A 23,579-nucleotide genomic window follows, 5' to 3' on the forward strand; every position below is an offset into this window, starting at 1 on the left:
CTGACAGCTGTCCGCCGGGCGCGGCGGCGAACCCGCTACTCGACGCCGATCAGCAGCGGCGCCCGCTGGTGGCCGCCCCGGTAGACCATTGTGTCCACGGCGAGATGGCCCTCCCGTACGTGCGCCTCCAGCGCGTCGGCCAGCGCGTCGGGGACGTCCTCGCCGAGGACGAGGGTGACCAGTTCGCCGCCCGCCGCCAGCATCCGGTCGAGCACGGTGCGGGCGGTGCCCGGGACGTCGGCGCCGATCACGGCCACGTCGCCGTCGATCAGGCCGAGGACGTCCCCGGCCTGGCAGATGCCGGCCATGGTCCACGACTGGCGCTCGGCGACGGCCAGTTCCGCGTAGCGGGTGGCCCCGGCGGCGGCGGTCATGGCGACCACGTCCTCGTCGAAGCCCCGGCCGGGCTCGTGGACGGCGAGCGCGGCGATGCCCTGGACGGCGGCGCGGGTGGGGACGAGGGCGACCCGCACCCCCTCGGTCCTGGCCTGTTCGGCGGCGGCCGCCGCGGTGTGGCGCAGGGCCGCGTCGTTGGGCAGCAGGACCACCTCGCGGGCGTGGGCGCGGCGGATGGCGTCGACGAGTTCGCCGCTGGCGGGCGGTTCGCCGGGGCGGGCGATCACGGTGGTGGCGCCGGCCTCGGTGCAGAGCCCGGCCAGGCCGTCGCCGGGCACCACGACGACGACGGCGCGCTGGGCGGGTTCGGCCTGGACGCGGACGTCGTGGCCGCTCTCGGTGGCGAAGTGGGTGATCCGGATGCGGTACGGCCGCCCGGCCTCGACGCCCGCCTCGACGGCCGCCCCGGCGTCGTCGACGTGGACGTGGACGTGCCAGAGGCCGTCGCCGCCGACCACGACCAGGGAGTCGCCCAGCGCGTCGAGCCGGGTGCGCAGCCGGGCCACCTGCTCGTCGTGGGCCTCCAGGAGGTAGATCACCTCGAAGGCGGGCCCGGCGCCCCCGTCCTCGGGGCAGCCGGGCGGCCCGTCCCCCGGAGCGTCCGCGGGAAGGCCGCCTTCCGTGACTCCCTCCACCGGGGTGCCGCCCACCGGCAGCCCCACGACGGAGCCCCCGTCCACGGTCACGGGGGCCTTCGCGGCGTGACCGGAGGCGGTGCGGGGCGTCCGTACGGGAGCCTGCCCGGTCACCGTCTCCACCAGCGCGCCCAGCACCGCCACCAGCCCCCGGCCCCCGGCGTCGACCACGCCCGCCCGGCCGAGGACGGCCAGCTGGTCGGGGGTGCGGGCCAGGGCGGCGCGCGCACCTTCGTAGGCGGCGGTGACGACGGTGCTCAGACCGGGGTCCTCACCCCGGGCGGCCTCGGCGGCCCCGGCGGCGACGGTGAGCACGGTGCCCTCGACGGGGTGGGCCACGGCCTGCCGGGCCGCGTCGGCGGCGCTCGTGAGGGCGAGGCGCAGATGAGCGGCGTCGCCTCCGTCGGCCAGTACCCCGGCCATACCGCGCAGCAGCTGGGCCAGGATCGTGCCGGAGTTGCCGCGGGCGCCGATCAGGGCGCCGTGCGCCATGGCGCGTACGGCGTCGGCGGTGGCGGGTGCGGTGGTGCCGGTCTCATGGGCCGCGAAGACCGCTTCGACGGCCGCGGCCGCGGACTCGACGGTCAGGTAGAGGTTGGTGCCGGTGTCCCCGTCGGCCACGGGATAGACGTTGATCGCGTCGATCTCCGCGCGCTCCCGGCCCAGTGCCTCCAGGGCCAGTGAGCACCACGTGCGTACCGCGACGGCGTCCAGGTCGTCGGGGAGCTGCGGCACCGATGGTCCTCCTTGAAGCGGCCGTGGAGACGGGCTGCACCGCAGGTTAGCCCGCCTGCCGGGGGCCCGGCAGGGAGAGGGGGCGGGAGGGCGGGCGGCCGAACCGTGGTAATTTCGTATCTCCGAAGCAGGCGTTGTATGCTGCTCCGGTTGCCCGATGAGAGTCGGGACATTCCCCCGGTACCGCCACTTCAGTCCAACTGATTCCGGCGCGCCGGAATTCACTGTAAGTGCATCTGAAGTCTTTGGAGTGACCCGTGGCTGCCAACTGCGACGTTTGCGGCAAGGGGCCGAGCTTCGGCAAGAGCGTTTCGTTCTCGCACCGCCGTACGTCTCGTCGCTGGAATCCCAACATCCAGCGCGTGCGTGCCGTGGTCGGTCGGACGCCGAAGCGGCTCAACGTCTGCACCTCGTGCATCAAGGCCGGCAAGGTCGCGCGCTGACGTCCCCGTCGTAGCGCAGCCTCCGGTTGCCCAAAAAGCCGGTCCACCTCGGTGGACCGGCTTTTTGCTGTGCCCGGATCGCGGTGCCCGGGCTCCGTGCCCGCAAGCGGGTCGTCAGCCGGCCGGGCGGGTCAGCCAGCCGTGGTCGACGGGGCCGATGCCGCCGCCGAGCGGGAAGCCGGCCTCGATCGCGCCGGTGACGTAGGTCTTCGCACCCTGGACCGCCGTGGGGACGTCCATCCCGAGCGCGAGCCCGGAGGCGATGGCGGAGGCCAGCGTGCAGCCGGTGCCGTGGGTGTGGCGGTTGTCGTGCCGGGGGGCGCGCAGCCAGTGCTCCGCGCTCCCGTCGGTGAGCAGGTCCACCGCCTCCCCGGGCAGATGGCCGCCCTTGATGACGACCCAGCGCGGTCCGAAGCCGAGGATCTGTCCGGCGGCCCGGCGCATCCCGCTCTCGTCGGTGACCCGGACGCCGGTGAGCTGGGTCACTTCGTCGAGGTTCGGGGTGGCGACGGTGGCAACGGGGAGCAGTGCGGACCGTACGGAGTCGAGGGCCTCGGCGGCGAGCAGTGCGTCCCCGTGCTTGGAGACGCCGACCGGGTCGACGACGACGGGGGCGTCGGTTCCGGCGAGGAGTTCGGCGACGGTCTCCACGAGCGCGGCGGAGGCGAGCATGCCGGTCTTCACGGCCTGGACGCCGATGTCGTCGACGACGCTGCGGTACTGGGCGCGTACGGCGTCCACCGGAAGCTCCCACGCGCCCTGGACGCCGAGGGAGTTCTGTGCGGTGACGGCGGTGAGCACGCTCATGCCGTGCACGCCGAGGGCGAGCATCGTCTTCAGGTCGGCCTGGATCCCCGCACCGCCGCCGGAGTCGGATCCGGCGACGGTGAGCACACGGGGCGGTATCGCGGTACGTAGGGGCATACGCAGCAATCTAAACGGTCACCGGGGCGGGTGGACGTCCTCGATCGAGCCGAAGTGGTCCCAGCCGCCCTTGCTGGTCCAGGGGGCGCCGTCGACGGTGACCTGGGGCAGGGCGGAGGGATTGAGGACCTCGCCGATGACCTTCCAGCGGGCGGGGAGCTTGGCGTCGGGCGGGAAGGTCGCCACGATCGCGTGGTCCTCGCCCCCGGTCAGCACCCACTGGAGCGGGTCGACGCCGACGGCCTGGCCGATGTCGGACATCTGCGAGGGGATGTCGATGAGCCCGGAGCGCAGGTCGATGCGGCACTTGCTGGCCTCCGCGATGTGTCCGAGGTCGGCGACGAGCCCGTCGCTGACGTCGGTCATCGCGGTGGCGCCGAGCCCGGCGGCCGCCGGTCCCGCGTGGTACGGCGGTTCGGGGCGGCGGTGGGCCTCGACGAAGGCGCGGGGCGAGCGGAAACCGCGGGAGAGCACCGCGTAGCCGGCCGCGGACCAGCCGAGCCAGCCGGTGACCGCGACGACGTCACCGGGGCGGGCGCCGCCCCGGGTGACCGGTTCGTGGTTGCGCAGGTCGCCGAGTGCGGTGATGGAGACGGTGATCGTGTCGCCGCCCACCACATCGCCGCCGACCACGGCCGCGCCCGCCACCTGGCATTCGTCGCGGAGTCCGTCCATCAGCTCGGCGGCCCAGGTGACGGGAAGCTCGGCGGGGACGACGAGGCCGAGCAGCAGCGCGGTGGGCACGGCGCCCATCGCCGCGATGTCGGCGAGGTTCTGGGCGGCGGCCTTGCGGCCGACGTCGTACGCCGTCGACCAGTCGCGGCGGAAGTGCCGCCCTTCCAGCAGGATGTCCGTACTGGCCACGACCCTGCGGTCGGGGGCGGCCACGACCGCGGCGTCGTCGCCGGGCCCCAGCCGTACCGCCGGAGTGGTGGTGAGCCGGGACGTGAGCTCCCTGATGAGCCCGAACTCCCCCAACTCGCCCACGGTTCCCTTCACCGAGTCTCACCTCTCCTTTATCGCCCCGGACACCCGTCCGGGCCCCCGGTCGCGAGCCGTCTGTGCTGTCGGTACCGTCAAGAGATACGTCAACTTCTGCGCCCTGTACGCCACGCTGTGGGCGTCATCCGGCCCGTAGGTCTCCCCGCGGCCCGCGGCGACGCGATAACGTGGCGTCCCTTTCCCCCACATGATCCTCGTGGCCGCCCTGGAGGTTCCGTGGTACAGGCGTACATCCTCATTCAGACCGAGGTGGGCAAGGCGTCGATCGTCGCCGAGACCATCTCCAGGATTCCGGGAGTCATCCAGGCAGAGGACGTCACCGGTCCGTACGACGTGATCGTGCGGGCCCAGGCGGACACGGTCGACGAGCTCGGCCGCATGGTGGTCGCCAAGGTGCAGCAGGTGGAAGGCATCACACGGACCCTGACCTGCCCGGTCGTCCACCTCTGACCCCCGTCTAGGCTGGGCCGGTGACGTCATCCGCCCGCCGTTCCCCCCGCTCGATATTCCTCGGTCCGTCCGCTGCCGTGCTCGTGCTGGCCGCGGCGGGCTGTTCCCTCAGCGACGCCCGGCCCTCGGTACCGGTTCCCACACCGTCCGAGGAGGCCGCCGCGTACTGCGAAGCCCTGCACGAGGAACTGCCGGAGACGATCCTCGAACTGGAACGCAGTGACCCCTCCCCCGATTCGGAGCTGACCGCCGGCTGGGGGGACGGGGCGATCGTACTGCGCTGCGGGGTCCCCCGGCCCGCGAAGATGGACGACCCGCAGTCCGAGGGGGTCGAGGCGGACGGGGTGCAGTGGATGCTGGAGCAGCCCGAAGGCTCCGGTCCGCGGTTCACCACCACGTACCGCAAGGCGTACGTCGAGGTCACGCTGGATTCGACGTACGCCCACGACATCACGCCGCTGGCCTCGTTCGCCGGCCCCGTCGCGAAGACGGTGCCCGGGAAGTTCTGAGTCCCGCCCCCGGCCCGGTCAGCGCAGTCCGGTGGAGCGGGTCAACGCGGCCTGGATCAGCCGGTCGACCAGTTCCGGGTAGCTCACACCGCTCTCCTGCCACATGCGCGGGTACATGGAGATCGGGGTGAAGCCCGGCAGGGTGTTGATCTCGTTGATCACGAAGGTGCCGTCCTCCGTGAGGAAGAAGTCGGCGCGCACGAGGCCCTCGCAGGAGACCGCGTCGAAGGCGGCGACGGCGAGCCGCCGCACCTCGGCGGTCTGCTCCTCGGTGAGCGGCGCCGGCACCAGACCCGTGGCCGAGTCGATGTACTTGGCCTCGAAGTCGTAGAAGTCGTGCGCGGTGACCGGCGGGATCTCGGCGGGCACGCTGGCGCGCGGGCCGTCCTCGAACTCCAGCACGCCGCACTCGATCTCCCGGCCGCGCAGGAGCGACTCGACGAGGAACTTCGGGTCGTGGCGGCGGGCCTCCTCGATCGCCGCGTCGAGGCCGGAGAGGTCGTCGACCTTGGTGATTCCCATCGAGGAGCCGCCGCGGGCGGGCTTGATGAACAGCGGCCAGCCGTGCTCGCCGGCGAAGTCCACGATCCGCTTGCGGGCGGCGGCGGGGTCGTTGTCCCACTCGCGGGGCCGGACGACCTCGTAGGGGCCGACGGGCAGCCCGTAGGAGATGAAGACGCGCTTCATGTACTCCTTGTCCTGGCCGACGGCGGAGGCGAGGACACCCGCGCCGACGTAGGGCACACCGGAGAGTTCGAGGAGTCCCTGGAGGGTGCCGTCCTCGCCGTACGGGCCGTGCAGCACGGGGAAGACGACGTCGACCTCGCCCAGCGCCTTGGGCACCGCGCCGGGCTCGGTGTAGACGACCTCGCGGCTGCCCGGGTCGACGGAGAGCACGACGCTGCCCTCGGCGGACTCGGTGAGCCGGTCCACGTCGGGGACCTTGCGGTCGATGATGGCCATGCGTTCGGGCTCGTCGGCGGTGAGCGCCCAGCGGCCGTCCGTCGTGATGCCGATCGGCAGGACGTCGTACTTCGTCCGGTCGATGGCCTTCATGACGGCGCCGGCCGTGACGACCGAGATGCCGTGTTCGGAGCTGCGCCCGCCGAACACGACAGCCACCCGGGGTTTGCGGCGGTGCGGCTCAGGGCTCTCGGCGTGCTCAGGGCTCTGGGGGAGGTTCTCGCTGCTCATATCGCGATGAGCGTACCTGCTGGTAAGAGCGGCGTCAGCGTCGCTCGGCCTTGGCGCTCCGCGACATCAGCTCCTTGACCGCGACGACCGGCGACTTGCCCTCGTGGACGATCGAGACGACCGTCTCGGTGATGGGCATGTCGACGCCGTGCCTGCGGGCCAGGTCGAGGACCGATTCGCAGGACTTGACGCCTTCGGCGGTCTGCTTGGTGACGGCGATCGTCTCCTGGAGCGTCATGCCGCGGCCGAGGTTGGTGCCGAAGGTGTGGTTCCGCGAGAGCGGCGAGGAGCAGGTGGCCACCAGGTCGCCCAGACCGGCGAGCCCGGAGAACGTCAGCGGGTCCGCGCCCATGGCCAGACCCAGTCGGGTGGTCTCGGCGAGGCCCCGGGTGATCAGGGAACCCTTGGTGTTGTCGCCGAGACCCATGCCGTCCGCGATGCCGACGGCGAGGCCGATGACGTTCTTCACGGCGCCGCCGAGCTCGCAGCCGACCACGTCGGTGTTGGTGTACGGGCGGAAGTACGCGGTGTGGCAGGCGGCCTGGAGGCGCTGGGCGACGGACTCGTCGGAGCAGGCGACGACGGCCGCGGCGGGGCGGCGCTCCGCGATCTCCTTGGCCAGGTTGGGGCCCGAGACGACGGCGATGCGGTCGGCGGAGACCTTGGTGACGTCCGCGATCACCTCGCTCATCAGCTCGGCGGTGCCCAGCTCGACGCCCTTCATCAGGGAGACCAGGACGGTGTCCGGCCCCAGGTGCGGGGCCCAGTCGGCGAGGTTGGCGCGCAGCGTCTGGGAGGGCACGACGAGGAAGGCGAACTCCGCGCCGCGCAGGGCCTCGGCGGCGTCGGTGGTGGCGCGGACGGAGTCGGGGAGCGCGATGCCCGGGAGGTAGTCCCGATTGGTGTGCGTGGTGTTGATGGCCTCGGCGACCTCGGCGCGACGGCCCCAGAGGGTGACGTCGCAGCCCGCGTCGGCGAGGATCACGGCGAAGGCCGTACCCCATGAGCCGGTTCCGAAGACGGCCGCTTTTACGGGGTGCGTCACGTGGATCCCTTTCCCTGGGCCTTGCGCCGTTGTTCAGCACGGGCTTTGCGGTGATCGTAGGGCTCGGCGGGCGCCTGCTCGCCGCGCAGGTCCTCCAGCTGGCGCGTGATCGCGGCCATGATGACCTCGGTCGCCTCGCGGAGCACCTCGGGCGTCGGCTCCAGGCCGTGGAAGCGGCTGAGGTCGACGGGCGGTCCGGCCTGCACCCGCAGCGTCTTGCGGGGGAACAGGCGGAGCTTGTTCTCCTTGGCGTAGGGCGGCATCACCTCGTTCGCGCCCCACTGGGCGACCGGGATGACGGGCGCCTTGGTCATCAGGGCGACCCGGGCGGCCCCGGTCTTCCCGGCCATCGGCCACATGCCGGGGTCGCGGGTCAGGGTGCCCTCGGGGTAGAAGGCGACGCACTCGCCCCGCTCGATGGCCTCCACGGCGGCGCGGAAGGCGTCCAGGGCGTTGGTGGTCTCGCGGTAGACGGGGATCTGGCCGGTGCCGCGCAGCATCATCCCGACGAACGGGGTGCGGAAGAGGCCGGCCTTCGCCAGGAACCTGGGCACCCGCCCGGTGTTGTACTGGAAATGACCGTAGGAGAGCGGGTCCAGATAGGAGTTGTGGTTGATGGCGCTGATGAATCCGCCGTCGGCCGGAACGTTCTCCATCCCCCGCCAGTCGCGCTTGAACAGAACCACCAGTGGCGGCTTGGCGATGACCGCCGCCAGGCGGTACCAGAAGCCGATTCTGCGGCGGGACACGTGGATACCTTCCTTACGGATTTCAATCTGCTGCCTGGCTACTGACGGTCAAGTCTGGCCCCAGGGCCCTGCTCTGTCGAGAACACCGTACGCCTCACCCCCGGCGGCGGGCCTCCGGGTTGTCGTACCGGCAGGCGAGAATAAGTCCTGACGCGTACGGAGGGGGAGATCGCCACGAACACCGATCCGGCCGGGACCTGGTCCCTGGTCGTTCCGCTGAAGCCGCTCGCCCGGGCCAAGAGCCGCCTGGGGCGGGCGGCGGGCGAGGATGCGCGCCCCCTGCTGGCCCTGGCCTTCGCCCAGGACACGGTGGCGGCGGCGCTGGCCTGTCCGCGGGTGCGGGATGTGGTGGTCGTCACGGACGACGCCGTGGCCGCGGCGGCGCTCTCGGCGCTCGGGGCGCGGATCGTGCCGGACGCTCCGGGGGCCGGGCTCAACGCCGCGCTCGCGCACGGTGCGCGCTCGGCGCGCGCCGTGCGGCCCGCCGCCGCGGTGGCCGCGCTCAACGCGGATCTGCCTGCGCTGCGGGCCGGCGAATTGGCGCGGGTGCTCGATTTTGCCTCCGCTTTTCCCAGCGCTTTTCTCCGGGACGCGGCGGGAATCGGTACGACATTTCTGGCCGCCACCAGCGGCGCGGAATTCCGTCCGGCTTTCGGTGGTCCGTCCGGGTCCCGGCACCGGGCGTCGGGGGCGGTGGAAATACCGCTGTCCGGTGTCGACTCGGTGCGCCGGGACGTGGATACGGGTGAGGACCTGCGGGTGGCCCTGGCCCTGGGGGTGGGACCGCACACGGCGCGGCTCGCGGCCGTGCCCGCCTTTGCCCGTGACCGATAGGCTGCCGCCCATGCAGGCGACCTCGTACACGTACGACCCCGAGACCCGTGGCGGCAGTGTGCTGCTGGACGACGGCACCCCGGTGGAGTTCGACGCCGCGGCCTTCGACGCGGGCGGTCTGCTGCTGCTGCGCCCGGGGCAGCGGGTGCGCATCGAGGGCGAGGGCGAGGGGGCGGCCCTGCGGATCACGCTGGTGACGCTGCAGACGTTCTGAGCCGGCCCCCGGTGTTCCGGCCGGACTCCCCCGGGGCCCCGGCCCTCGAACAGGCGTCCTCGCGCGGCAGGCGGCCGTCCGGCGGCAGGCGCCGGGCCGCACCGGGCCCGGACAGCCCGCGGGCCGGGCTCCCCCGGAGGGGAGCCCGGCCCGGCGCGTCGTGAGGAGCGAGCGGGTGCCCGGGGCTCACTTCTTCCGTGCGGTGGCCTTCTTGGCCGTGGTCTTGCGCGCCGTGGTCTTCTTGGCGGGCGCCTTCTTCGCCGTGGCCTTCTTGGCGGGCGCGGTCTTCTTGGCGGTGGCCGTGGCCTTCTTGGCCGGGGTCGCCTTCTTCGCGGCCGCGGACGTCTTCTTCGCCGTCGCGGTCGTCTTCTTGGCCGTGGTCTTCTTGGCTGCCGCGGTCGTCTTCTTCGCCGTCGCGGTGGTCTTCTTGGCGGTGGCCTTCTTCGCCGTGGCCTTCTTGGCGGCCGACTTCTTGGCGGCGGCGGCCTTCACCGTCGTACGGGCGGCGGAAGATCCGCCCGAGAGGCTGCCCTTGGGGGCCTTCTTGACGGCCACGTCGTTCTTGGGGAGCTTCTTCGAGCCGCTCACCAGGTCCTTGAAGCCCTGGCCCGCGCGGAAGCGGGGGACCGAGGTCTTCTTGACCCGGACCCGCTCACCCGTCTGCGGGTTGCGGGCGTACCGCGCGGGGCGGTCGACCTTCTCGAACGAGCCGAAGCCGGTGACCGAGACACGGTCCCCGGCGACCACGGCACGGACGATCGCGTCGAGCACCGCGTCGACGGCGTCCGCGGCCTGCTGACGGCCTCCGACCTTGTCGGCAATCGCTTCTACGAGCTGCGCCTTGTTCACGTCTTCCCCTTCGGAGACATTGCCAGAACGAAAGTGTTCAAGCTTTTTCGCACGTTAGGCAGATATATACCGCAAATCAAACACGAAACGGGCTAATCACCCTAGTGCCGCAACGAAGTCGACCGATGCGCAGTTCCACGTGTCAGTCACCTTCGGGGAATCGGCCCTCGTCGAGGTCCTTCATCAAACGGTCCAGACGCCTTGCCGCGTCCGGGAGATCGTGCTTCGCCGCGGCCGTGACGACCAGCAGCTTCCGGGTCAGCGCCATCCGTACGCCCTCCGGGACTTGCAGTGCACGCACCTTCGCGTGCGCTTCCTTCAGTTGGTCGGCGACTTGGCCGTAGAGCTTGAGTTGGCTGTCGCGTTCCATGCACCGATTGTGCCATCTGGGGCGAGTTGTCGCCCGACGGGGTCTCAACAAGCGACTGCGCCCCCTGCCGGGAGGCAGGGGGCGCAGTCCTGGAAAAGCGCTGCTCAGGCGGCAATGGTACGCGGCTTGAAGGCGGGCCGAGCCGCCTCGTACGCGGCGATGTCCGCTTCGTTCTGAAGGGTGAGGCTGATGTCGTCGAGGCCGTTCAGCAGGCGCCAGCGGGCGTTCTCGTCCAGCTCGAAGGCGGCGGTGATCCCGTCGGCGCGGACCTGGCGGGCCTCCAGGTCGACGGTCACCTCGGCGGTCGGGTCGGCCTCCGTCAGCTCCCAGAGGGCGTCGACGACCTTCTGCTCCAGCACCACGGTGAGCAGGCCGTTCTTCAGCGAGTTGCCCCGGAAGATGTCGGCGAAGCGGGAGGAGATGACCGTCTTGAAACCGTAGTTCTGCAGGGCCCAGACCGCGTGTTCGCGGGAGGAGCCCGTACCGAAGTCGGGGCCGGCGACCAGGACCGAGGCGCCTGCGCGTTCGGGGCGGTTGAGGACGAAGCTCTCGTCGTTGCGCCAGGCTTCGAAGAGGCCGTCCTCGAACCCGTCGCGGGTGACCTTCTTCAGCCAGTGGGCGGGGATGATCTGGTCGGTGTCGACGTTGCTGCGGCGCAGCGGGACGACCCGGCCGGTGTGCGTGGTGAAGGCTTCCATGGCTATCGGACTCCGGCGGGGGTACGGGCGTCGGACAGATCGGCGGGCGAGGCCAGACGGCCCAGCACCGCGGTGGCGGCGGCGACCTGGGGCGAGACCAGGTGGGTGCGGCCGCCCTTGCCCTGCCTGCCCTCGAAGTTGCGGTTCGAGGTGGAGGCGGAGCGCTCGCCGGGGGCCAGCTGGTCGGGGTTCATGCCGAGGCACATCGAGCAGCCCGCGTGCCGCCATTCGGCGCCGGCCTCGGTGAAGACCTTGTCCAGACCCTCGGAAACGGCCTGGAGCGCGACCCGCACCGAGCCGGGGACGACCAGCATCCGTACCCCGTCGGCGACTTTGCGGCCGTCCAGGACCGAGGCCGCGTTGCGCAGGTCCTCGATACGGCCGTTGGTGCACGAACCTACGAAGACGGTGTCGACGCTGATCTCGCGCAGCGGCTGTCCCGCGGTCAACCCCATGTACTCCAGGGCCTTTTCGGCCGCGTGGCGCTCCGAGGCGTCCTCGTACGAAGCCGGGTCGGGGACGCTGGCCGACAGCGGCGCGCCCTGACCGGGGTTGGTGCCCCAGGTGACGAACGGCGCCAGTTGGGCGGCGTCGATGACGACCTCGGCGTCGAACACGGCGTCGTCGTCGGAGCGCAGAGTCTTCCAGTACGCGACGGCGGCGTCCCAGTCCTCGCCCTGCGGGGCGTGGTCGCGGCCCTTGAGGTAGTCGAAGGTCGTGGCGTCGGGGGCGATCATGCCGGCGCGGGCGCCCGCCTCGATCGACATGTTGCAGATGGTCATCCGGGCCTCCATCGAGAGCTTCTCGATGGCGGAGCCGCGGTATTCGAGGATGTAGCCCTGGCCGCCGCCGGTGCCGATCCGGGCGATGATCGCCAGGATCAGGTCCTTCGCGGTGACCTCGTCGGGCAGTTCGCCCTCGACCGTGATGGCCATGGTCCGCGGGCGGGCCAGGGGCAGCGTCTGGGTGGCCAGGACGTGCTCCACCTGGCTGGTGCCGATGCCGAAGGCCAGCGCCCCGAACGCGCCGTGCGTGGAGGTGTGGGAGTCGCCGCAGACCACGGTGGTGCCGGGCTGGGTCAGCCCCAGCTGGGGGCCGACCACGTGCACGACGCCCTGCTCGACGTCGCCCAGCGGGTGCAGCCGGACGCCGAAGTCCGCGCAGTTCTTGCGCAGCGTCTCCAGCTGGGCGCGCGAGACGGGGTCGGCGATCGGCTTGTCGATGTCGAGGGTCGGGGTGTTGTGGTCCTCGGTGGCGATGGTGAGGTCGAGGCGCCGCACCGGGCGTCCGGCCTGCCGCAGTCCGTCGAAGGCCTGCGGGCTGGTCACCTCGTGCAGCAGGTGCAGATCGATGAAGAGAAGATCGGGCTCGCCCTCGGCGCGCCGGACAACATGGTCGTCCCAGACCTTCTCCGCGAGTGTCCTACCCATCGCTTTCCCTCCGGCCGGCGTCTTCGCCGGCCCAACTAGAGATCGGTGCGCCTCCGTCCGGACCCCCGTGCGGGGCGGTGGCTACGAGCCGTTGTGCGGCCGCGTCCCCAGGTTCGCAACTTCCGCCGAAAATTGAACTTGCGTTTCACAGAGTGAGACGGGAGTATCGTCGTATGGACAACTCTAGCGGCGTCGGCGTTCTCGACAAGGCAGCTCTGGTATTGAGCGCCCTGGAGTCCGGTCCGGCCACCCTCGCCGGGCTGGTCGCGGCGACCGGGCTCGCACGGCCCACGGCCCACCGTCTGGCCGTGGCACTGGAACACCACCGGATGGTGGCGAGGGACATGCAGGGCCGGTTCATTCTCGGCCCCCGGCTGTCGGAACTGGCAGCCGCGGCGGGCGAGGACCGCCTGCTGGCCACGGCCGGACCGGTGCTCACCCACCTGCGCGACATCACCGGCGAGAGCGCACAGCTCTACCGCCGGCAGGGCGACATGCGCATCTGCGTGGCGGCGGCGGAACGGCTGTCCGGACTCCGGGACACGGTGCCGGTCGGCTCCACGCTCACGATGAAGGCGGGCTCCTCCGCGCAGATCCTGATGGCCTGGGAGGAGCCGGAGCGCCTGCACCGCGGCCTCCAGGGCGCCCGGTTCACGGCGACGGCGCTCTCCGGCGTACGGCGGCGGGGCTGGGCCCAGTCGATCGGCGAGCGGGAGCCGGGCGTCGCCTCGGTCTCCGCCCCGGTGCGCGGCCCGTCGAACCGGGTGGTCGCCGCGGTCTCGATCTCCGGGCCGATCGAGCGGCTGACCCGTCACCCGGGCCGGCTGCACGCCCAGGCGGTCATCGACTCGGCGGCACGGCTGACCGAGGCCCTGCGCCGCAGCGGCTGACCGCGCCCGCGCTTCCCCCTCTCCTCCCCCTCTCCAGCAGGCCGCCCCAGCGTCGTGGCGGCCCCCTCCACTCGCCGCGCCCGCAACTTCGCTGCCGCGCGCGGGACTTGGCAAGGGGCACCTGGGTCACCGCACAACACAAAGGCCCCTCACCGAAGTGAAGGGCCTTTGCCTACTGCTGTGTTGTACCCCCGACCGGATTCGAACCGGCGCTACTGCCGTGAGAGGGCAGCGTGCTAGGCCGCTACACAACGGGGGCGTGGTTACTGCTGACTTGCGCTGGGCTACCAGGACTCGAACCTAGAATGACGGTACCAGAAACCGTAGTGTTGCCAATTACACCATAGCCCATGGTGATACTCGTACCCCCGACCGGATTCGAACCGGCGCTACTGCCGTGAGAGGGCAGCGTGCTAGGCCGCTACACAACGGGGGCCCTGGCGATCCTGCATCGAGAGCGATGGGTGCGACCCATGGTGCTCTCGCGGGAAGGATCTGTACCCCCGACCGGATTCGAACCGGCGCTACTGCCGTGAGAGGGCAGCGTGCTAGGCCGCTACACAACGGGGGCTTGTCCTGCTGGTCTTGCTTGTACTGCGCTGGGCTACCAGGACTCGAACCTAGAATGACGGTACCAGAAACCGTAGTGTTGCCAATTACACCATAGCCCACTGAAATGCAACCCCTGGTGGGGGCTTCACTTCTGTCTGCGCTTCCCGGCCGGATCTTTCGGCCCGCTCGGGCGGCGCAGAAAGAACATTACCCGAAGGTGTCCGGCGCTCCAAAACGGGTATCGCCTGCCAGCAGGCCCGGCAGCTGGTCGAGGCCGGTGATCCGCACCAGATCGGAGCGTCCACCCCTGCCCTGCCGGTCGAGCCAGATGCCGGTGAGCCCGGCGGCGACGGCTCCGCTCGCGTCGATGTCCGGCTCGTCGCCCACGTACGCGACCTCGTGCGGCTCCAGCGCGAGCGCCTCGCAGGCCGCGTGGAAGGCGCCGGCCTCCGGCTTGGAGATGCCGAGCTCCACGGCGCAGACCATCGCCTCGAACCGGTCCCGGACGCCGAGCGTGGTGAGCTTGCGGTGCTGGTGACCGGTGCTGGAGTTGGACAGGATCGCGTGGCGGTAGTGCGGCACCAGGCGGTCCAGGGTCGGCAGCACGTCCGGGAAGAGCGCCCAGGCGGCCTCGTAGTGGGTCACATGGCCGGCGGACCAGTCGTCGGCCTCGGCGTCCGTCATGACGCGCGAGAGGAACTCCCGCACCCGGTCCCGGCGCTGCCCGAGGAAGTCCGTCTCACCGGCGGCGACGCGCGCCCAGTGGCGGACGGTGATCGCCTTCCAGGCGTCGAGGGCCGCGTCGACCGATGCGTACGTCTCGGGAAGGCCCGCGAGCTCCAGATGCTGCCGCATGCCGGTGCGGTCGGCACCCGCGTAGTCGAAGATCGTGTCGTCGATGTCCCAGAGCACGGCGCGGATCGGCATGGATCTCACGGTAGCCGCCGACGGGCCGCCGCGGAGGGGAAAACGAGGAGGGCCGCGGCCGGTCGGCCGCGGCCCTCCTCGGAGGTGTCCGGTCCGCTTATCCGGCCAGCTTCGCCAGCGCGGCGTCCACGCGGGCCAGGCTCTTCTCACGGCCCAGGATCTCCAGGGACTCGAAGAGCGGCAGGCCCACCGTGCGGCCGGTGACGGCGACGCGGACCGGGGCCTGGGCCTTGCCGAGCTTGAGGCCGTGGGCCTCACCGGCGGTCAGGACGGCGTTCTTCAGCGACTCCGGGTCGCTCCAGTCGGCCGCCTCCAGGTGGGCGCGGGCCGTGGTGAGCAGGGCGACCGGGTCGCCCTTCATCGCCTTGGTCCAGGACGCCTCGTCGTCCACCGGCTCGTCGAGGAAGAGGAAGTCGACGTTGTCGGTGATGTCGGAGAGCACCGTGACGCGGGTCTGCGCGTAGGGGGCGATCCGCGTCCACTTCTCCGCGTCGAACGCCTCGGGGGCCCAGGGCGCGAAGGGGGCCTTCAGCCAGGGGCCGCAGGCCTCGGTGAACGTCTTCACGTCCAGCATGCGGATGTGCTCCGCGTTGACGTGCTCGGCCTTCTTGAGGTCGAAGCGGGCCGGGTTGGCGTTGACGTCCGCGATGTCGAACGCGGCGACCAGCTCGTCCATCGAGAAGATGTCGCGGTCCTCGGCGATCGACCAGCCGAGCAGCGAGAGGTAGTTCAGCAGGCCCTCGGGGAGGAAGCCGCGCTCCCGGTAGAGGTTGAGGGAGGCCTGCGGGTCGCGCTTGGAGAGCTTCTTGTTGCCCTCGCCCATGACGTACGGCAGGTGGCCGAAGGCGGGGGTGTCCTTGGCGGTGCCCAGCTCGACGAGCGCCCGGTAGAGGGCGATCTGGCGGGGGGTGGAGGAGAGCAGGTCCTCGCCGCGCAGGACGTGGGTGATCTCCATCAGCGCGTCGTCGACCGGGTTGACCAGGGTGTAGAGCGGGGCCCCGTTGGCGCGGACGATGCCGTAGTCGGGGACGTTCTCCGGCTGGACGGTGATCTCACCGCGGACCAGGTCGGTGAAGGTGATGGCCTCGTCGGGCATCCGGAAGCGGACGATCGAGGTGCGGCCCTCGGCCTCGTACGCGGCCTTCCGCTCGGCGCTCAGGTCACGGCAGTGGCCGTCGTAACCGGACGGCTTCCCGGCGGCGCGGGCGGCGTCGCGGCGGGTGTCCAGCTCCTCGGTGGTGCAGTAGCAGGGGTAGGCGTACCCGGCGGCGAGGAGCTTCTCGGCGACGTCCTTGTACAGGTCCATCCGCTGCGACTGGCGGTAGGGAGCGTGCGGGCCGCCGGTCTCGGGGCCCTCGTCCCAGTCCAGGCCGAGCCAGCGCATGGAGTCGAGCAGCTGCTCGTAGGACTCCTCGGAGTCGCGCGCGGCGTCGGTGTCCTCGATCCGGAAGACCATGGTGCCCTGGTGGTGCCGGGCGAAGGCCCAGTTGAACAGGGCCGTCCGGACCAGGCCCACGTGGGGGTTGCCGGTCGGGGAGGGACAGAAACGGACCCGGGGGGTCCTCCCCTCGCCGAGCGGAGCCGGGAGCGGGGAGACAGATGCGTTAGCCACGCTTGATCACCTTGTTGGTGAGAGTGCCGATGCCTTCGATGGTGACGGCGACCTCGTCGCCGACGTGCAGGGGTCCGACCCCTGCGGGGGTGCCGGTGAGGATGACGTCGCCCGGGAGGAGGGTCATCGCCTCCGTGATGTGGACGACCAGGTCCTCGATGGAGCGGACCATGTCGCTGGTGCGGCCGAGCTGTCGCTGCTCGCCGTTGACCGTCGCCTGGATGGTGAGGTCGTGGGGGTCCACGCCGGTCTCCACCCAGGGGCCCAGCGGGCAGGAGGTGTCGAAGCCCTTGGCGCGGGCCCACTGCTGCTCGCGCTTCTGCACATCGCGGGCGGTGACGTCGTTGGCGCAGGTGTAGCCGAAGACGACGTCACGCACGCGCTCGCGGGGCACCTCGCGGCACATGCGGCCGATGACCACGGCCAGCTCGGCCTCGTGGTGGAGCTCCTCGGAGAAGGAGGGGTACTCGATCGCGTCGCCGGAGCCGATCACCGAGGTGGTGGGCTTGAAGAAGGTGATCGGCGCTTCGGGGACCCCGTGGCCGAGTTCGGCGGCGTGCTCCGCGTAGTTGCGGCCGACGGCCACGACCTTGTTGGGGAGCACGGGGGGCAGCAGCCGGACCTTGTTCAGCGGGACCTTGGTGCCCGAGAGCTCGAAGTCGGCGTACGGAATGCCCTTGATGATGTCGAGGACGAGGTCACCGGATTCCACGGTGCCCTGCCCCTCGACGGCGCCGAAGGCGACATTGCCGTCGATGGAGAACCTGGCGATGCGCACGGGATGCTGTCGCCCCTCACTTGCTGGCTGGCTGAAGACTGACGCTCCAGGCTAGCGCCTCGCCCGGCCCGGATCGCCCCGATGAGGAGCGTCGTCCCGGGCGCGCGATCGCAGGGCGGCCGAAGGCCCTGGTAGCTCCGCCACCAGGGCCTTCGGCCAACGCCGCGAGCGTGCGTACCGGGCGGCGCGACGGGCGGTCCGGGCCGGGCGAGGCGCCGGCTCCGTGAGGGGGCCCAGCCTCGCGCGTTCCCCGGTGGGCTACTGGGCGACCGCGGCCGGGGCTTCCATGAGGATGGTGCGGCGCGGGTTGGCCGTGACGTTGGGCAGGTCGGCGGCGTGCTCCGGCGCCAGGGGCGTCTGCAGCGCTTCGGCGTTCTCGAGGTGCGCCAGCGTGGTGCGCCGGGGGTTGGCAATGTTGCGGAACATCGTCGTCTTCATCTGCCGTCAGGACCCTGTCGGTGAGGGCACCGCTCGTGGCGGCGCCGGCTTGTCGGATTCGCCATCCCTGTAAAGCGTCAGGCTAAACATCCGATTCCCTGCCGGAGCCGGGATGAGGCGACGATCATCATGTGAGTTTGCTCACGAACTAATCGACAATTGACCCATTTCGGGCCGTGGATCGCGATCCAGGAAACGGACATTGCGGCACTGAATCCACCATTCCGCTCCTGATCATGGCGACTGGGACACCCCCCACCCCTAGGCAAGAGATCCGCAATAGTCCGCTTTACCCACGATCACTCTCCACTGCTTGTTACTCGTTCATCACAACGTGTCACGCAGGTCACAGCCCGGTACATGGGCCTTGTTGGAGATCCTGCACTGTGCTGGAATTCCACGCACCGCCGCGGGTTTCAGGCCGGCGCGCAGGGGCGCAACGCAGCGCCGAGTGGCGGCGGGAGGGGGAAGTACGCCGGTCACTCACACGACCACCATGGGGCGCGTCCAGCGCCCCACGACGCCGACACCGTTCTGTTCGCACGCGCGGACGGAACGCCTGGTCCAGAGGTTGCGACGCTAGTGCAGGGACGTTTCAAGAGGGATGGCAGCGCTCCGGCGGAACAGGAGCCGCGCGGCGGGACCGACCGCGGTTCCTCGCCCCAGCACGCCCAGAACCCCGGGCCGGCCGCCGCCGGCGACAACAGCGACCGTGCGCAGCGCCCGGGCTCCACGACGAGCGGTGCGGAGCCGGACACGGCCGCACAGCCGCGCGGCCCGGTCGACACGGGCTCGCGAATAGCGCTCCGTAACTGGCGCATCAGCACGCGACTGGTCTCGCTCCTCGCCCTCCCGGTGGTCGCCGCGACCAGCCTCGGCGGTCTGCGGATCCAGGAGTCGATGACCGACATGCAGCAGCTGGAGCACATGCAGCTGCTGACGAAGATGACCAAGCAGGCGACCACGCTCGCGCGGGAACTCCAGGTGGAGCGCGACCAGTCGGCCGGTCCGCTGTCGAACAAGTCCAAGCCCACCGACTACAAGGTCACCGGCCCCCGGGACAAGACCGACCGGGCCAAGAACGCCTTCCTGGACGAGACCGACTCGATCGGCGACACCCAGGGCGACGAGTCGCTGGAGAGCATCCACGCGAGCATCTCGTCGATCGCCTCGCAGCTCGGCACCATCCGTACGATCCGCAAGACGGCGTACGAAGAGGGCACGCCGAGTCTCAACACGATCGACCAGTACAGCCAGCTGATCACCTCGCTGCTGAGCCTCTCGCAGGACATGGCGCAGGCGACCAACAACCCGGACATGATCAAGCGGACCCGGGCCCTGGCGGCGTTCTCCTCCGCCAAGGAGTACGCCTCGGTCCAGCGCGCGATCATCGCCGCGGCGCTGCCCGGCGGTTCGGTCAAGGAGCCGCACCTCAACCCGAACGACCGGCAGTTCGGCTCCAACGCGCTCGCCAAGGAGTCCCGGGCCCTCACGTCGTTCAAGCAGATCTACGCGACGACCGGGCAGAGCGCCGAAGAGCTCATGGCGCCCCTGGACAACGGCAACCCGGAGATCAACGCCGGGAACATGTACGCCAAGCGGATCCTGGACACCACGAACGGGATCGAGGGCAAGCAGGTCCGGTCGTACCTGGACTGGTACGACCAGAGCACCATCAAGATCAAGGCCATGGAGACCATCGAGGCCACCCTCCTCAGCGACATGGAGGCCAAGGCCCGTGAGCTGCGGCAGGCCTCCCAGCGCGACGCGATCATCAACGGTGCGGTCATCCTCATCGTGCTCGGCGTCTCGCTCGTCGGCGCCTTCGTGGTGGCCCGCTCCATGATCCGGTCCCTGCGCCGCCTCCAGGACACCGCCACCCGCGTCGCCCAGGACCGGCTGCCCGAGCTCGTCAAGCAGCTCTCCGAGACCGACCCGCAGGACGTCGACACCTCCGTCGAGTCGGTCGGCGTGCACTCCCGGGACGAGATCGGCCAGGTGGCCGCGGCCTTCGACGACGTGCACCGCGAGGCAGTCCGCCTCGCCGCCGAGCAGGCCCTCCTCCGGGGCAACGTCAACGCGATGTTCACCAACCTCTCGCGCCGCTCCCAGGGCCTCATCCAGCGCCAGCTCTCGCTCATCTCCGAGCTGGAGTCCCGCGAGGCCGACCCGGACCAGCTGTCCTCGCTCTTCAAGCTCGACCACCTCGCGACCCGTATGCGCCGGAACGGCGAGAACCTCCTCGTCCTCGCGGGCGAGGAGCCGGGCCGCCGGTGGACCCGGCCCGTCCCGCTGGTCGACGTGCTCCGCGCCGCCGCGTCCGAGGTGGAGCAGTACGAGCGCATCGAACTGTCCGCGGTGCCCGCCACCGAGGTCGCCGGACGCGTGGTCAACGACCTCGTGCACCTGCTCGCCGAGCTGCTGGAGAACGCCACGTCGTTCTCCTCGCCGCAGACCAAGGTCAAGGTCACCGGCCACGCGCTGCCCGACGGCCGCGTCCTGGTCGAGATCCACGACACCGGCATCGGCCTCTCCCCCGAGGACCTCGCCGCGATCAACGAGCGGCTCGCGCAGCCGCCCACGGTGGACGTCTCCGTCTCCCGGCGCATGGGTCTGTTCGTGGTCGGCCGGCTGTCGCTGCGTCACGGCATCCGGATCCAGCTGCGCCCCTCCGACTCCGGCGGTACGACCGCGCTGGTCATGCTGCCCGTCGACGTCGCGCACGGCGGCAAGCAGCCCCCGTCCAAGCAGGGCTCCGGCCAGCAGTCCGGCGCGCCGGGCGGCCTCCTCACAGGCAACGGCAACGGCAACGGTGCGGGCAACGCCCAGCGCACCGGGCTGGGCAGCGGTCAGGGCGGTCAGGGCGGTCAGGGCGCCAAGAGCCTCGGCGGCGCGCAGCGCGGCCAGGTCGGCGCCGGCGCGGGTCCCCGGCGGCGCTGCCGGCCGGGACGGCGCGGCCGGCCGTCCGCAGGCCCGCAGGGCGGCGGCCGACCGGACGACGGCGGCCCCGGCCAGGACTTCCGGGCCAGGGCCCGGCGCCGCAGCGCCAGGGCGGCGGCCTCTCCGGGGCCTTCGGCAACAGCGCCCGGCTCGGCGCCCGCGGCCCGCAGGGCGATGCGCCCGGCCGCGGCGACGGCGCGCAGCCCAACCTGTTCGGGCACGGCGCCCCGGCGGCCCCCGGGCAGAACGGCCGTCCGGGGCAGTTCGCCCCGCAGAACCAGCAGGGCCCGTCCGGCTGGCAGGACCAGCAGGGCCCGAACGGCCGGCCGAACGCGAACCAGCAGGGTCCCGGGGCGCAGCAGCCCGAGGGCCGCCAGGAGCAGGGCGGTTTCCCGCAGTCCGGCGGCCCCGGCCGCCAGCTGACGCCGCCCGGTGGGCCGCGTGCCGAGCTGCCCGGGGGCAACCCGCAGTCGCAGCGTCCCGGCACCACCAGCTGGGGCGCCGACACTCCGCGCGGTCACGAGGAGCACGACGCGACGGGGCAGTTCGCCCGTCCGGCGGGCCCCGGCCACGACCTGTCGTTCGACGCGCCGTCGAACCAGCGGCCGTCGGGTGACCGCCAGGGTCCCGGCGCGACCTCCGAGTTCGCCCGGCCGGACTTCTCGGGCCAGATGGCTCCGCAGGACCCCCTGTACCCGCAGCAGGCTCCGCAGGGCCAGGACCCGGCGAGCACCGCGCAGTTCGCCCGCCCGGACTTCGGTGTCCCGCACCAGCCCGAGCAGGGCCAGGGGCACCAGCTGCCCACGCCGCGGGGCGACGACTTCGGTGCGCCGCGTCCGTCCGCCTCCCCGGCGGGCGAGGCTCCGTACCGTCCGGCGATCCCGCAGCAGCCCCAGCAGCCGGAGGCCCTGCCGCCGGCCGGTCCCGGGGACGGGCGCACGCCGCTGTACGACACGCTGGAGACGAACTGGTTCCACGGTCCGGGGCAGGGCGGCCAGCAGCCGCCCGCCGAACCGCAGGCGCCGGCCGCTCCGGAGCCCGGTGGTGCGCCGGTTCCGCCGCTGCCTCAGCGCGGTTCCGCCGACACCTCGGTCACCAGCTCGTGGCGGGCCTCGCCCAACGACGAACTCGTACGCCAGGCCGAGCGGGTCAAGAAGCCCGCCGCCGGCGGGGTCACCACTTCCGGGCTGCCTCGCCGTGTTCCCCGCGCCAATTTGGTTCCGGGGACCGCACAGCAGCAGAATCACCAGTCCGGACCGCAGGTTTCGCGCGCGCCCGATGACGTGCGCGGTCGTCTGACCAATCTCCGCCGGGGCATCCAGCAGGGTCGGCAGGCCAACAACAACGGCTCGCAGACCGGCAGTTTCCATCTCGGCCCCACTCACCAGCAGGAGCGTTAGTTGAGCCCCATGAGTCAGGCCGCGCAGAATCTGAACTGGCTGATCACGAACTTCGTGGACAACACCCCAGGGGTGTCCCACACGGTGGTGGTCTCCGCGGATGGCCTGCTGCTGGCGATGTCCGAAGGATTTCCGCGCGACCGCGCCGACCAGCTCGCCGCCGTCGCCTCGGGCCTCACCTCGCTGACCGCGGGTGCGTCCCGGATCTTCGAGGGCGGCGCCGTCAGCCAGACGGTTGTGGAGATGGAGCGGGGATTCCTCTTCCTCATGTCCATCTCCGACGGATCGTCCCTGGCCGTTCTGGCCCACCCGGACGCCGACATCGGTCTGGTCGGGTATGAAATGGCCCTCCTGGTCGACCGTGCCGGCACCGTCCTCACGCCCGATCTCCGCGCCGAGCTCCAAGGCAGTCTGCTCCACTAGGCGGCCGTCCAGCGGAATCACGACACGATCCCCCCAGGTAATGCCCACAACCCTCACCCGACAGGCCGCTTTAGTCCCCTCACCGGCCCCTTGCAGACGGCAAGCCGAGAACCTGCTGTCACGCCCGGAGGATTCATGACCCCGCCACCCGCCTCACCCGATCCGTACGGCGCACTGCACCACGCGTCGTACGACGGGGAAGGCGACCAGCCGCTGGTTCGCCCCTACGCCATGACCGGCGGCCGGACCCGGCCGCGCTACCAGCTCGCGATAGAGGCTCTGGTCAGCACGACGGCAGACCCCGCTCATCTGGGGACCCTGCTCCCCGAGCACCAGCGGATCTGCCACCTCTGCCGTGAGGTCAAGTCGGTGGCGGAGGTGTCGGCGCTGCTGTCGATGCCGCTCGGCGTCGCCCGGATCCTGGTGGCGGACCTGGCGGAAGCCGGCATGGTGGCCATCCACCAGCCGGGCAACGGAGAGGCCGGCGGCGCGCCGGATGTGACACTGCTCGAAAGGGTGCTCAGTGGACTTCGCAAGCTCTAACGGCGGTACGGGCCGCGCCACCACCTCGGCGAAGATCGTGGTGGCGGGCGGCTTCGGCGTGGGCAAGACCACGTTCGTCGGGGCCGTGTCGGAGATCAACCCGCTGCGCACCGAAGCCGTGATGACGTCCGCCTCGGCGGGCATCGACGATCTGACCCACACCGGGGACAAGACCACCACCACGGTGGCCATGGACTTCGGACGTATCACGCTCGACCAGGACCTGATCCTGTACCTCTTCGGCACGCCCGGACAGGACCGCTTCTGGTTCATGTGGGACGACCTGGTCCGCGGAGCCATCGGCGCCGTCGTCCTCGTCGACACCCGCCGACTCGCCGACTGCTTCCCCGCGGTCGACTACTTCGAGAACAGCGGCCTCCCCTTCGTCATCGCCCTCAACGGCTTCGACGGACACCAGCCCTACACCCCCGACGAGGTCCGCGAAGCACTCCAGATCGGACCCGACGCACCCATCATCACGACGGACGCGCGCCACCGCGCCGACGCCAAGAGCGGCTTGATCACACTGGTCGAGCACGCCCTGATGGCACGCCTGAAGTAGTCCTCCCACCAGGCACAAGTCGATATCGGCATACGGA

At 71.2% G+C, this 23,579-nt stretch carries 23 protein-coding genes, 5 tRNA genes and 1 pseudogene; 10 read left to right on the top strand and 19 right to left on the bottom strand.

Annotated features, from left to right (window positions below; genetic code table 11):
* Positions 1–35: 35 nt before the first annotated feature.
* Positions 36–1,766 (bottom strand): DAK2 domain-containing protein, encoded by a 1,731-nt coding sequence (locus KME66_RS07580; RefSeq protein WP_216320381.1) that lies wholly within the window; start codon positions 1,764–1,766, stop codon positions 36–38.
* Positions 1,767–2,023: 257 nt separating this feature from the next.
* Between KME66_RS07580 and rpmB the strand changes: the two genes are divergently transcribed.
* On the top strand, positions 2,024–2,209 hold the full coding sequence (rpmB, locus tag KME66_RS07585; protein WP_073213927.1) for a 50S ribosomal protein L28: 186 nt from the start codon (positions 2,024–2,026) through the stop codon (positions 2,207–2,209).
* A 114-nt stretch (positions 2,210–2,323) separates the two neighbouring features.
* Here rpmB and thiD read toward each other — a convergent pair whose 3' ends face one another.
* Entirely contained in the window at positions 2,324–3,133 is an 810-nt protein-coding gene (gene thiD, locus KME66_RS07590) for a bifunctional hydroxymethylpyrimidine kinase/phosphomethylpyrimidine kinase (protein WP_073213929.1), read from the bottom strand.
* Positions 3,134–3,151: 18 nt separating this feature from the next.
* Complete coding sequence (locus KME66_RS07595; protein ID WP_073213931.1) at positions 3,152–4,132, bottom strand: thiamine-phosphate kinase; 981 nt, start codon at positions 4,130–4,132, stop codon at positions 3,152–3,154.
* A gap of 219 nt (positions 4,133–4,351) precedes the next feature.
* Here KME66_RS07595 and KME66_RS07600 point away from each other — a divergent pair, with 219 nt between their 5' ends.
* Both KME66_RS07600 and KME66_RS07605 read left to right on the top strand, forming a co-directional pair.
* Entirely contained in the window at positions 4,352–4,585 is a 234-nt protein-coding gene (locus KME66_RS07600) for an Lrp/AsnC ligand binding domain-containing protein (protein WP_216320384.1), read from the top strand.
* A 20-nt stretch (positions 4,586–4,605) separates the two neighbouring features.
* The gene (locus KME66_RS07605) at positions 4,606–5,094 is read left to right on the top strand and encodes a DUF3515 domain-containing protein (protein WP_216320387.1); all 489 of its coding nucleotides are present in this window, start codon (positions 4,606–4,608) and stop codon (positions 5,092–5,094) included.
* A gap of 18 nt (positions 5,095–5,112) precedes the next feature.
* Here KME66_RS07605 and KME66_RS07610 read toward each other — a convergent pair whose 3' ends face one another.
* Genes KME66_RS07610 through KME66_RS07620 form a run of 3 tightly spaced genes read right to left on the bottom strand, consistent with a single transcriptional unit; the run spans position 5,113 to position 8,082 of the window.
* Entirely contained in the window at positions 5,113–6,288 is a 1,176-nt protein-coding gene (locus KME66_RS07610) for a D-alanine--D-alanine ligase family protein (protein ID WP_216320390.1), read from the bottom strand.
* Between the two features lie 34 nt (positions 6,289–6,322).
* Positions 6,323–7,333 carry an NAD(P)H-dependent glycerol-3-phosphate dehydrogenase gene (locus KME66_RS07615; protein WP_216320393.1) on the bottom strand — a complete coding sequence of 337 codons (1,011 nt, stop codon included), beginning with the start codon at positions 7,331–7,333 and terminating at the stop codon, positions 6,323–6,325.
* Positions 7,330–8,082, bottom strand: coding sequence for a 1-acyl-sn-glycerol-3-phosphate acyltransferase (locus KME66_RS07620; protein WP_216320396.1), 753 nt, complete (start codon positions 8,080–8,082; stop codon positions 7,330–7,332). Before KME66_RS07620 ends, KME66_RS07615 begins: the two co-directional genes overlap by 4 nt.
* 147 nt (positions 8,083–8,229) lie before the next feature.
* Between KME66_RS07620 and cofC the strand changes: the two genes are divergently transcribed.
* Both cofC and KME66_RS07630 read left to right on the top strand, forming a co-directional pair.
* A complete protein-coding gene (gene cofC, locus KME66_RS07625; RefSeq protein WP_216329142.1) occupies positions 8,230–8,916 on the top strand; it encodes a 2-phospho-L-lactate guanylyltransferase in 687 nt (228 codons plus the stop codon).
* Positions 8,917–8,926: 10 nt separating this feature from the next.
* Positions 8,927–9,130 (top strand): hypothetical protein, encoded by a 204-nt coding sequence (locus KME66_RS07630; protein WP_010062008.1) that lies wholly within the window; start codon positions 8,927–8,929, stop codon positions 9,128–9,130.
* Between the two features lie 186 nt (positions 9,131–9,316).
* Here KME66_RS07630 and KME66_RS07635 read toward each other — a convergent pair whose 3' ends face one another.
* The 4 genes from KME66_RS07635 to leuC form a co-directional block, all read right to left on the bottom strand.
* On the bottom strand, positions 9,317–9,979 hold the full coding sequence (locus KME66_RS07635; RefSeq protein WP_216320399.1) for an HU family DNA-binding protein: 663 nt from the start codon (positions 9,977–9,979) through the stop codon (positions 9,317–9,319).
* Positions 9,980–10,121: 142 nt separating this feature from the next.
* A complete protein-coding gene (locus KME66_RS07640; protein ID WP_006127861.1) occupies positions 10,122–10,349 on the bottom strand; it encodes a hypothetical protein in 228 nt (75 codons plus the stop codon).
* Between the two features lie 104 nt (positions 10,350–10,453).
* Positions 10,454–11,047: a 3-isopropylmalate dehydratase small subunit gene (leuD, locus tag KME66_RS07645; RefSeq protein ID WP_073213952.1), complete on the bottom strand. Its 594-nt coding sequence runs from the start codon at positions 11,045–11,047 to the stop codon at positions 10,454–10,456.
* Positions 11,048–11,049: 2 nt separating this feature from the next.
* Entirely contained in the window at positions 11,050–12,477 is a 1,428-nt protein-coding gene (leuC, locus tag KME66_RS07650) for a 3-isopropylmalate dehydratase large subunit (protein ID WP_216320402.1), read from the bottom strand.
* Positions 12,478–12,650: 173 nt separating this feature from the next.
* Between leuC and ndgR the strand changes: the two genes are divergently transcribed.
* The gene (ndgR, locus tag KME66_RS07655; RefSeq protein ID WP_073213958.1) at positions 12,651–13,367 is read left to right on the top strand and encodes an IclR family transcriptional regulator NdgR; all 717 of its coding nucleotides are present in this window, start codon (positions 12,651–12,653) and stop codon (positions 13,365–13,367) included.
* Between the two features lie 186 nt (positions 13,368–13,553).
* On the opposite strand, the gene KME66_RS07660 is transcribed toward ndgR, so the two are convergent.
* The 9 genes from KME66_RS07660 to KME66_RS07700 form a co-directional block, all read right to left on the bottom strand.
* A tRNA-Glu gene (locus KME66_RS07660) sits at positions 13,554–13,626 on the bottom strand.
* Positions 13,627–13,646: 20 nt separating this feature from the next.
* A tRNA-Gln gene (locus KME66_RS07665) sits at positions 13,647–13,718 on the bottom strand.
* 12 nt (positions 13,719–13,730) lie between these two features.
* Positions 13,731–13,803, bottom strand: a tRNA-Glu gene (locus KME66_RS07670).
* Positions 13,804–13,865: 62 nt separating this feature from the next.
* Positions 13,866–13,938 (bottom strand) — tRNA-Glu (locus tag KME66_RS07675).
* A gap of 28 nt (positions 13,939–13,966) precedes the next feature.
* Positions 13,967–14,038, bottom strand: a tRNA-Gln gene (locus tag KME66_RS07680).
* Between the two features lie 88 nt (positions 14,039–14,126).
* Positions 14,127–14,846: an HAD family hydrolase gene (locus KME66_RS07685; protein WP_216320405.1), complete on the bottom strand. Its 720-nt coding sequence runs from the start codon at positions 14,844–14,846 to the stop codon at positions 14,127–14,129.
* A 97-nt stretch (positions 14,847–14,943) separates the two neighbouring features.
* Entirely contained in the window at positions 14,944–16,458 is a 1,515-nt protein-coding gene (gene gltX, locus KME66_RS07690) for a glutamate--tRNA ligase (protein ID WP_216320408.1), read from the bottom strand.
* Positions 16,451–17,236, bottom strand: coding sequence for a fumarylacetoacetate hydrolase family protein (locus KME66_RS07695; RefSeq protein WP_073213965.1), 786 nt, complete (start codon positions 17,234–17,236; stop codon positions 16,451–16,453). The genes gltX and KME66_RS07695 overlap by 8 nt, the downstream gene beginning before the upstream one ends.
* A gap of 258 nt (positions 17,237–17,494) precedes the next feature.
* The gene (locus KME66_RS07700; RefSeq protein WP_073213968.1) at positions 17,495–17,674 is read right to left on the bottom strand and encodes a hypothetical protein; all 180 of its coding nucleotides are present in this window, start codon (positions 17,672–17,674) and stop codon (positions 17,495–17,497) included.
* Between the two features lie 582 nt (positions 17,675–18,256).
* Here KME66_RS07700 and KME66_RS07705 point away from each other — a divergent pair.
* The 4 genes and pseudogenes from KME66_RS07705 to KME66_RS07720 all read left to right on the top strand — a co-directional run bounded on the left by KME66_RS07705 (position 18,257) and on the right by KME66_RS07720 (position 23,542).
* A pseudogene (locus tag KME66_RS07705) lies at positions 18,257–22,014 on the top strand (nitrate- and nitrite sensing domain-containing protein).
* The gene (locus tag KME66_RS07710) at positions 22,015–22,437 is read left to right on the top strand and encodes a roadblock/LC7 domain-containing protein (protein WP_003966009.1); all 423 of its coding nucleotides are present in this window, start codon (positions 22,015–22,017) and stop codon (positions 22,435–22,437) included.
* 135 nt (positions 22,438–22,572) lie between these two features.
* Positions 22,573–22,980: a DUF742 domain-containing protein gene (locus KME66_RS07715; RefSeq protein ID WP_003966010.1), complete on the top strand. Its 408-nt coding sequence runs from the start codon at positions 22,573–22,575 to the stop codon at positions 22,978–22,980.
* Entirely contained in the window at positions 22,961–23,542 is a 582-nt protein-coding gene (locus KME66_RS07720) for an ATP/GTP-binding protein (RefSeq protein ID WP_073213974.1), read from the top strand. Before KME66_RS07715 ends, KME66_RS07720 begins: the two co-directional genes overlap by 20 nt.
* Positions 23,543–23,579 lie beyond the last annotated feature (37 nt).

The organism is Streptomyces sp. YPW6, from assembly GCF_018866325.1.
In the GTDB taxonomy this organism is placed as follows: domain Bacteria; phylum Actinomycetota; class Actinomycetes; order Streptomycetales; family Streptomycetaceae; genus Streptomyces.

Excerpts from the sequence above, each read along its gene's own strand:
- leuD (WP_073213952.1), bottom strand. The coding sequence starts at position 11,047 with ATGGAAGCCTTCACCACGCACACCGGCCGGGTCGTCCCGCTGCGCCGC.
- KME66_RS07630 (WP_010062008.1), top strand. The coding sequence starts at position 8,927 with ATGCAGGCGACCTCGTACACGTACGACCCCGAGACCCGTGGCGGCAGT.
- leuC (WP_216320402.1), bottom strand. The coding sequence starts at position 12,477 with ATGGGTAGGACACTCGCGGAGAAGGTCTGGGACGACCATGTTGTCCGG.
- KME66_RS07700 (WP_073213968.1), bottom strand. The coding sequence starts at position 17,674 with ATGAAGACGACGATGTTCCGCAACATTGCCAACCCCCGGCGCACCACG.
- KME66_RS07685 (WP_216320405.1), bottom strand. The coding sequence starts at position 14,846 with ATGCCGATCCGCGCCGTGCTCTGGGACATCGACGACACGATCTTCGAC.
- KME66_RS07610 (WP_216320390.1), bottom strand. The coding sequence starts at position 6,288 with ATGAGCAGCGAGAACCTCCCCCAGAGCCCTGAGCACGCCGAGAGCCCT.
- KME66_RS07715 (WP_003966010.1), top strand. The coding sequence starts at position 22,573 with ATGACCCCGCCACCCGCCTCACCCGATCCGTACGGCGCACTGCACCAC.
- thiD (WP_073213929.1), bottom strand. The coding sequence starts at position 3,133 with ATGCCCCTACGTACCGCGATACCGCCCCGTGTGCTCACCGTCGCCGGA.
- ndgR (WP_073213958.1), top strand. The coding sequence starts at position 12,651 with ATGGACAACTCTAGCGGCGTCGGCGTTCTCGACAAGGCAGCTCTGGTA.
- KME66_RS07640 (WP_006127861.1), bottom strand. The coding sequence starts at position 10,349 with ATGGAACGCGACAGCCAACTCAAGCTCTACGGCCAAGTCGCCGACCAA.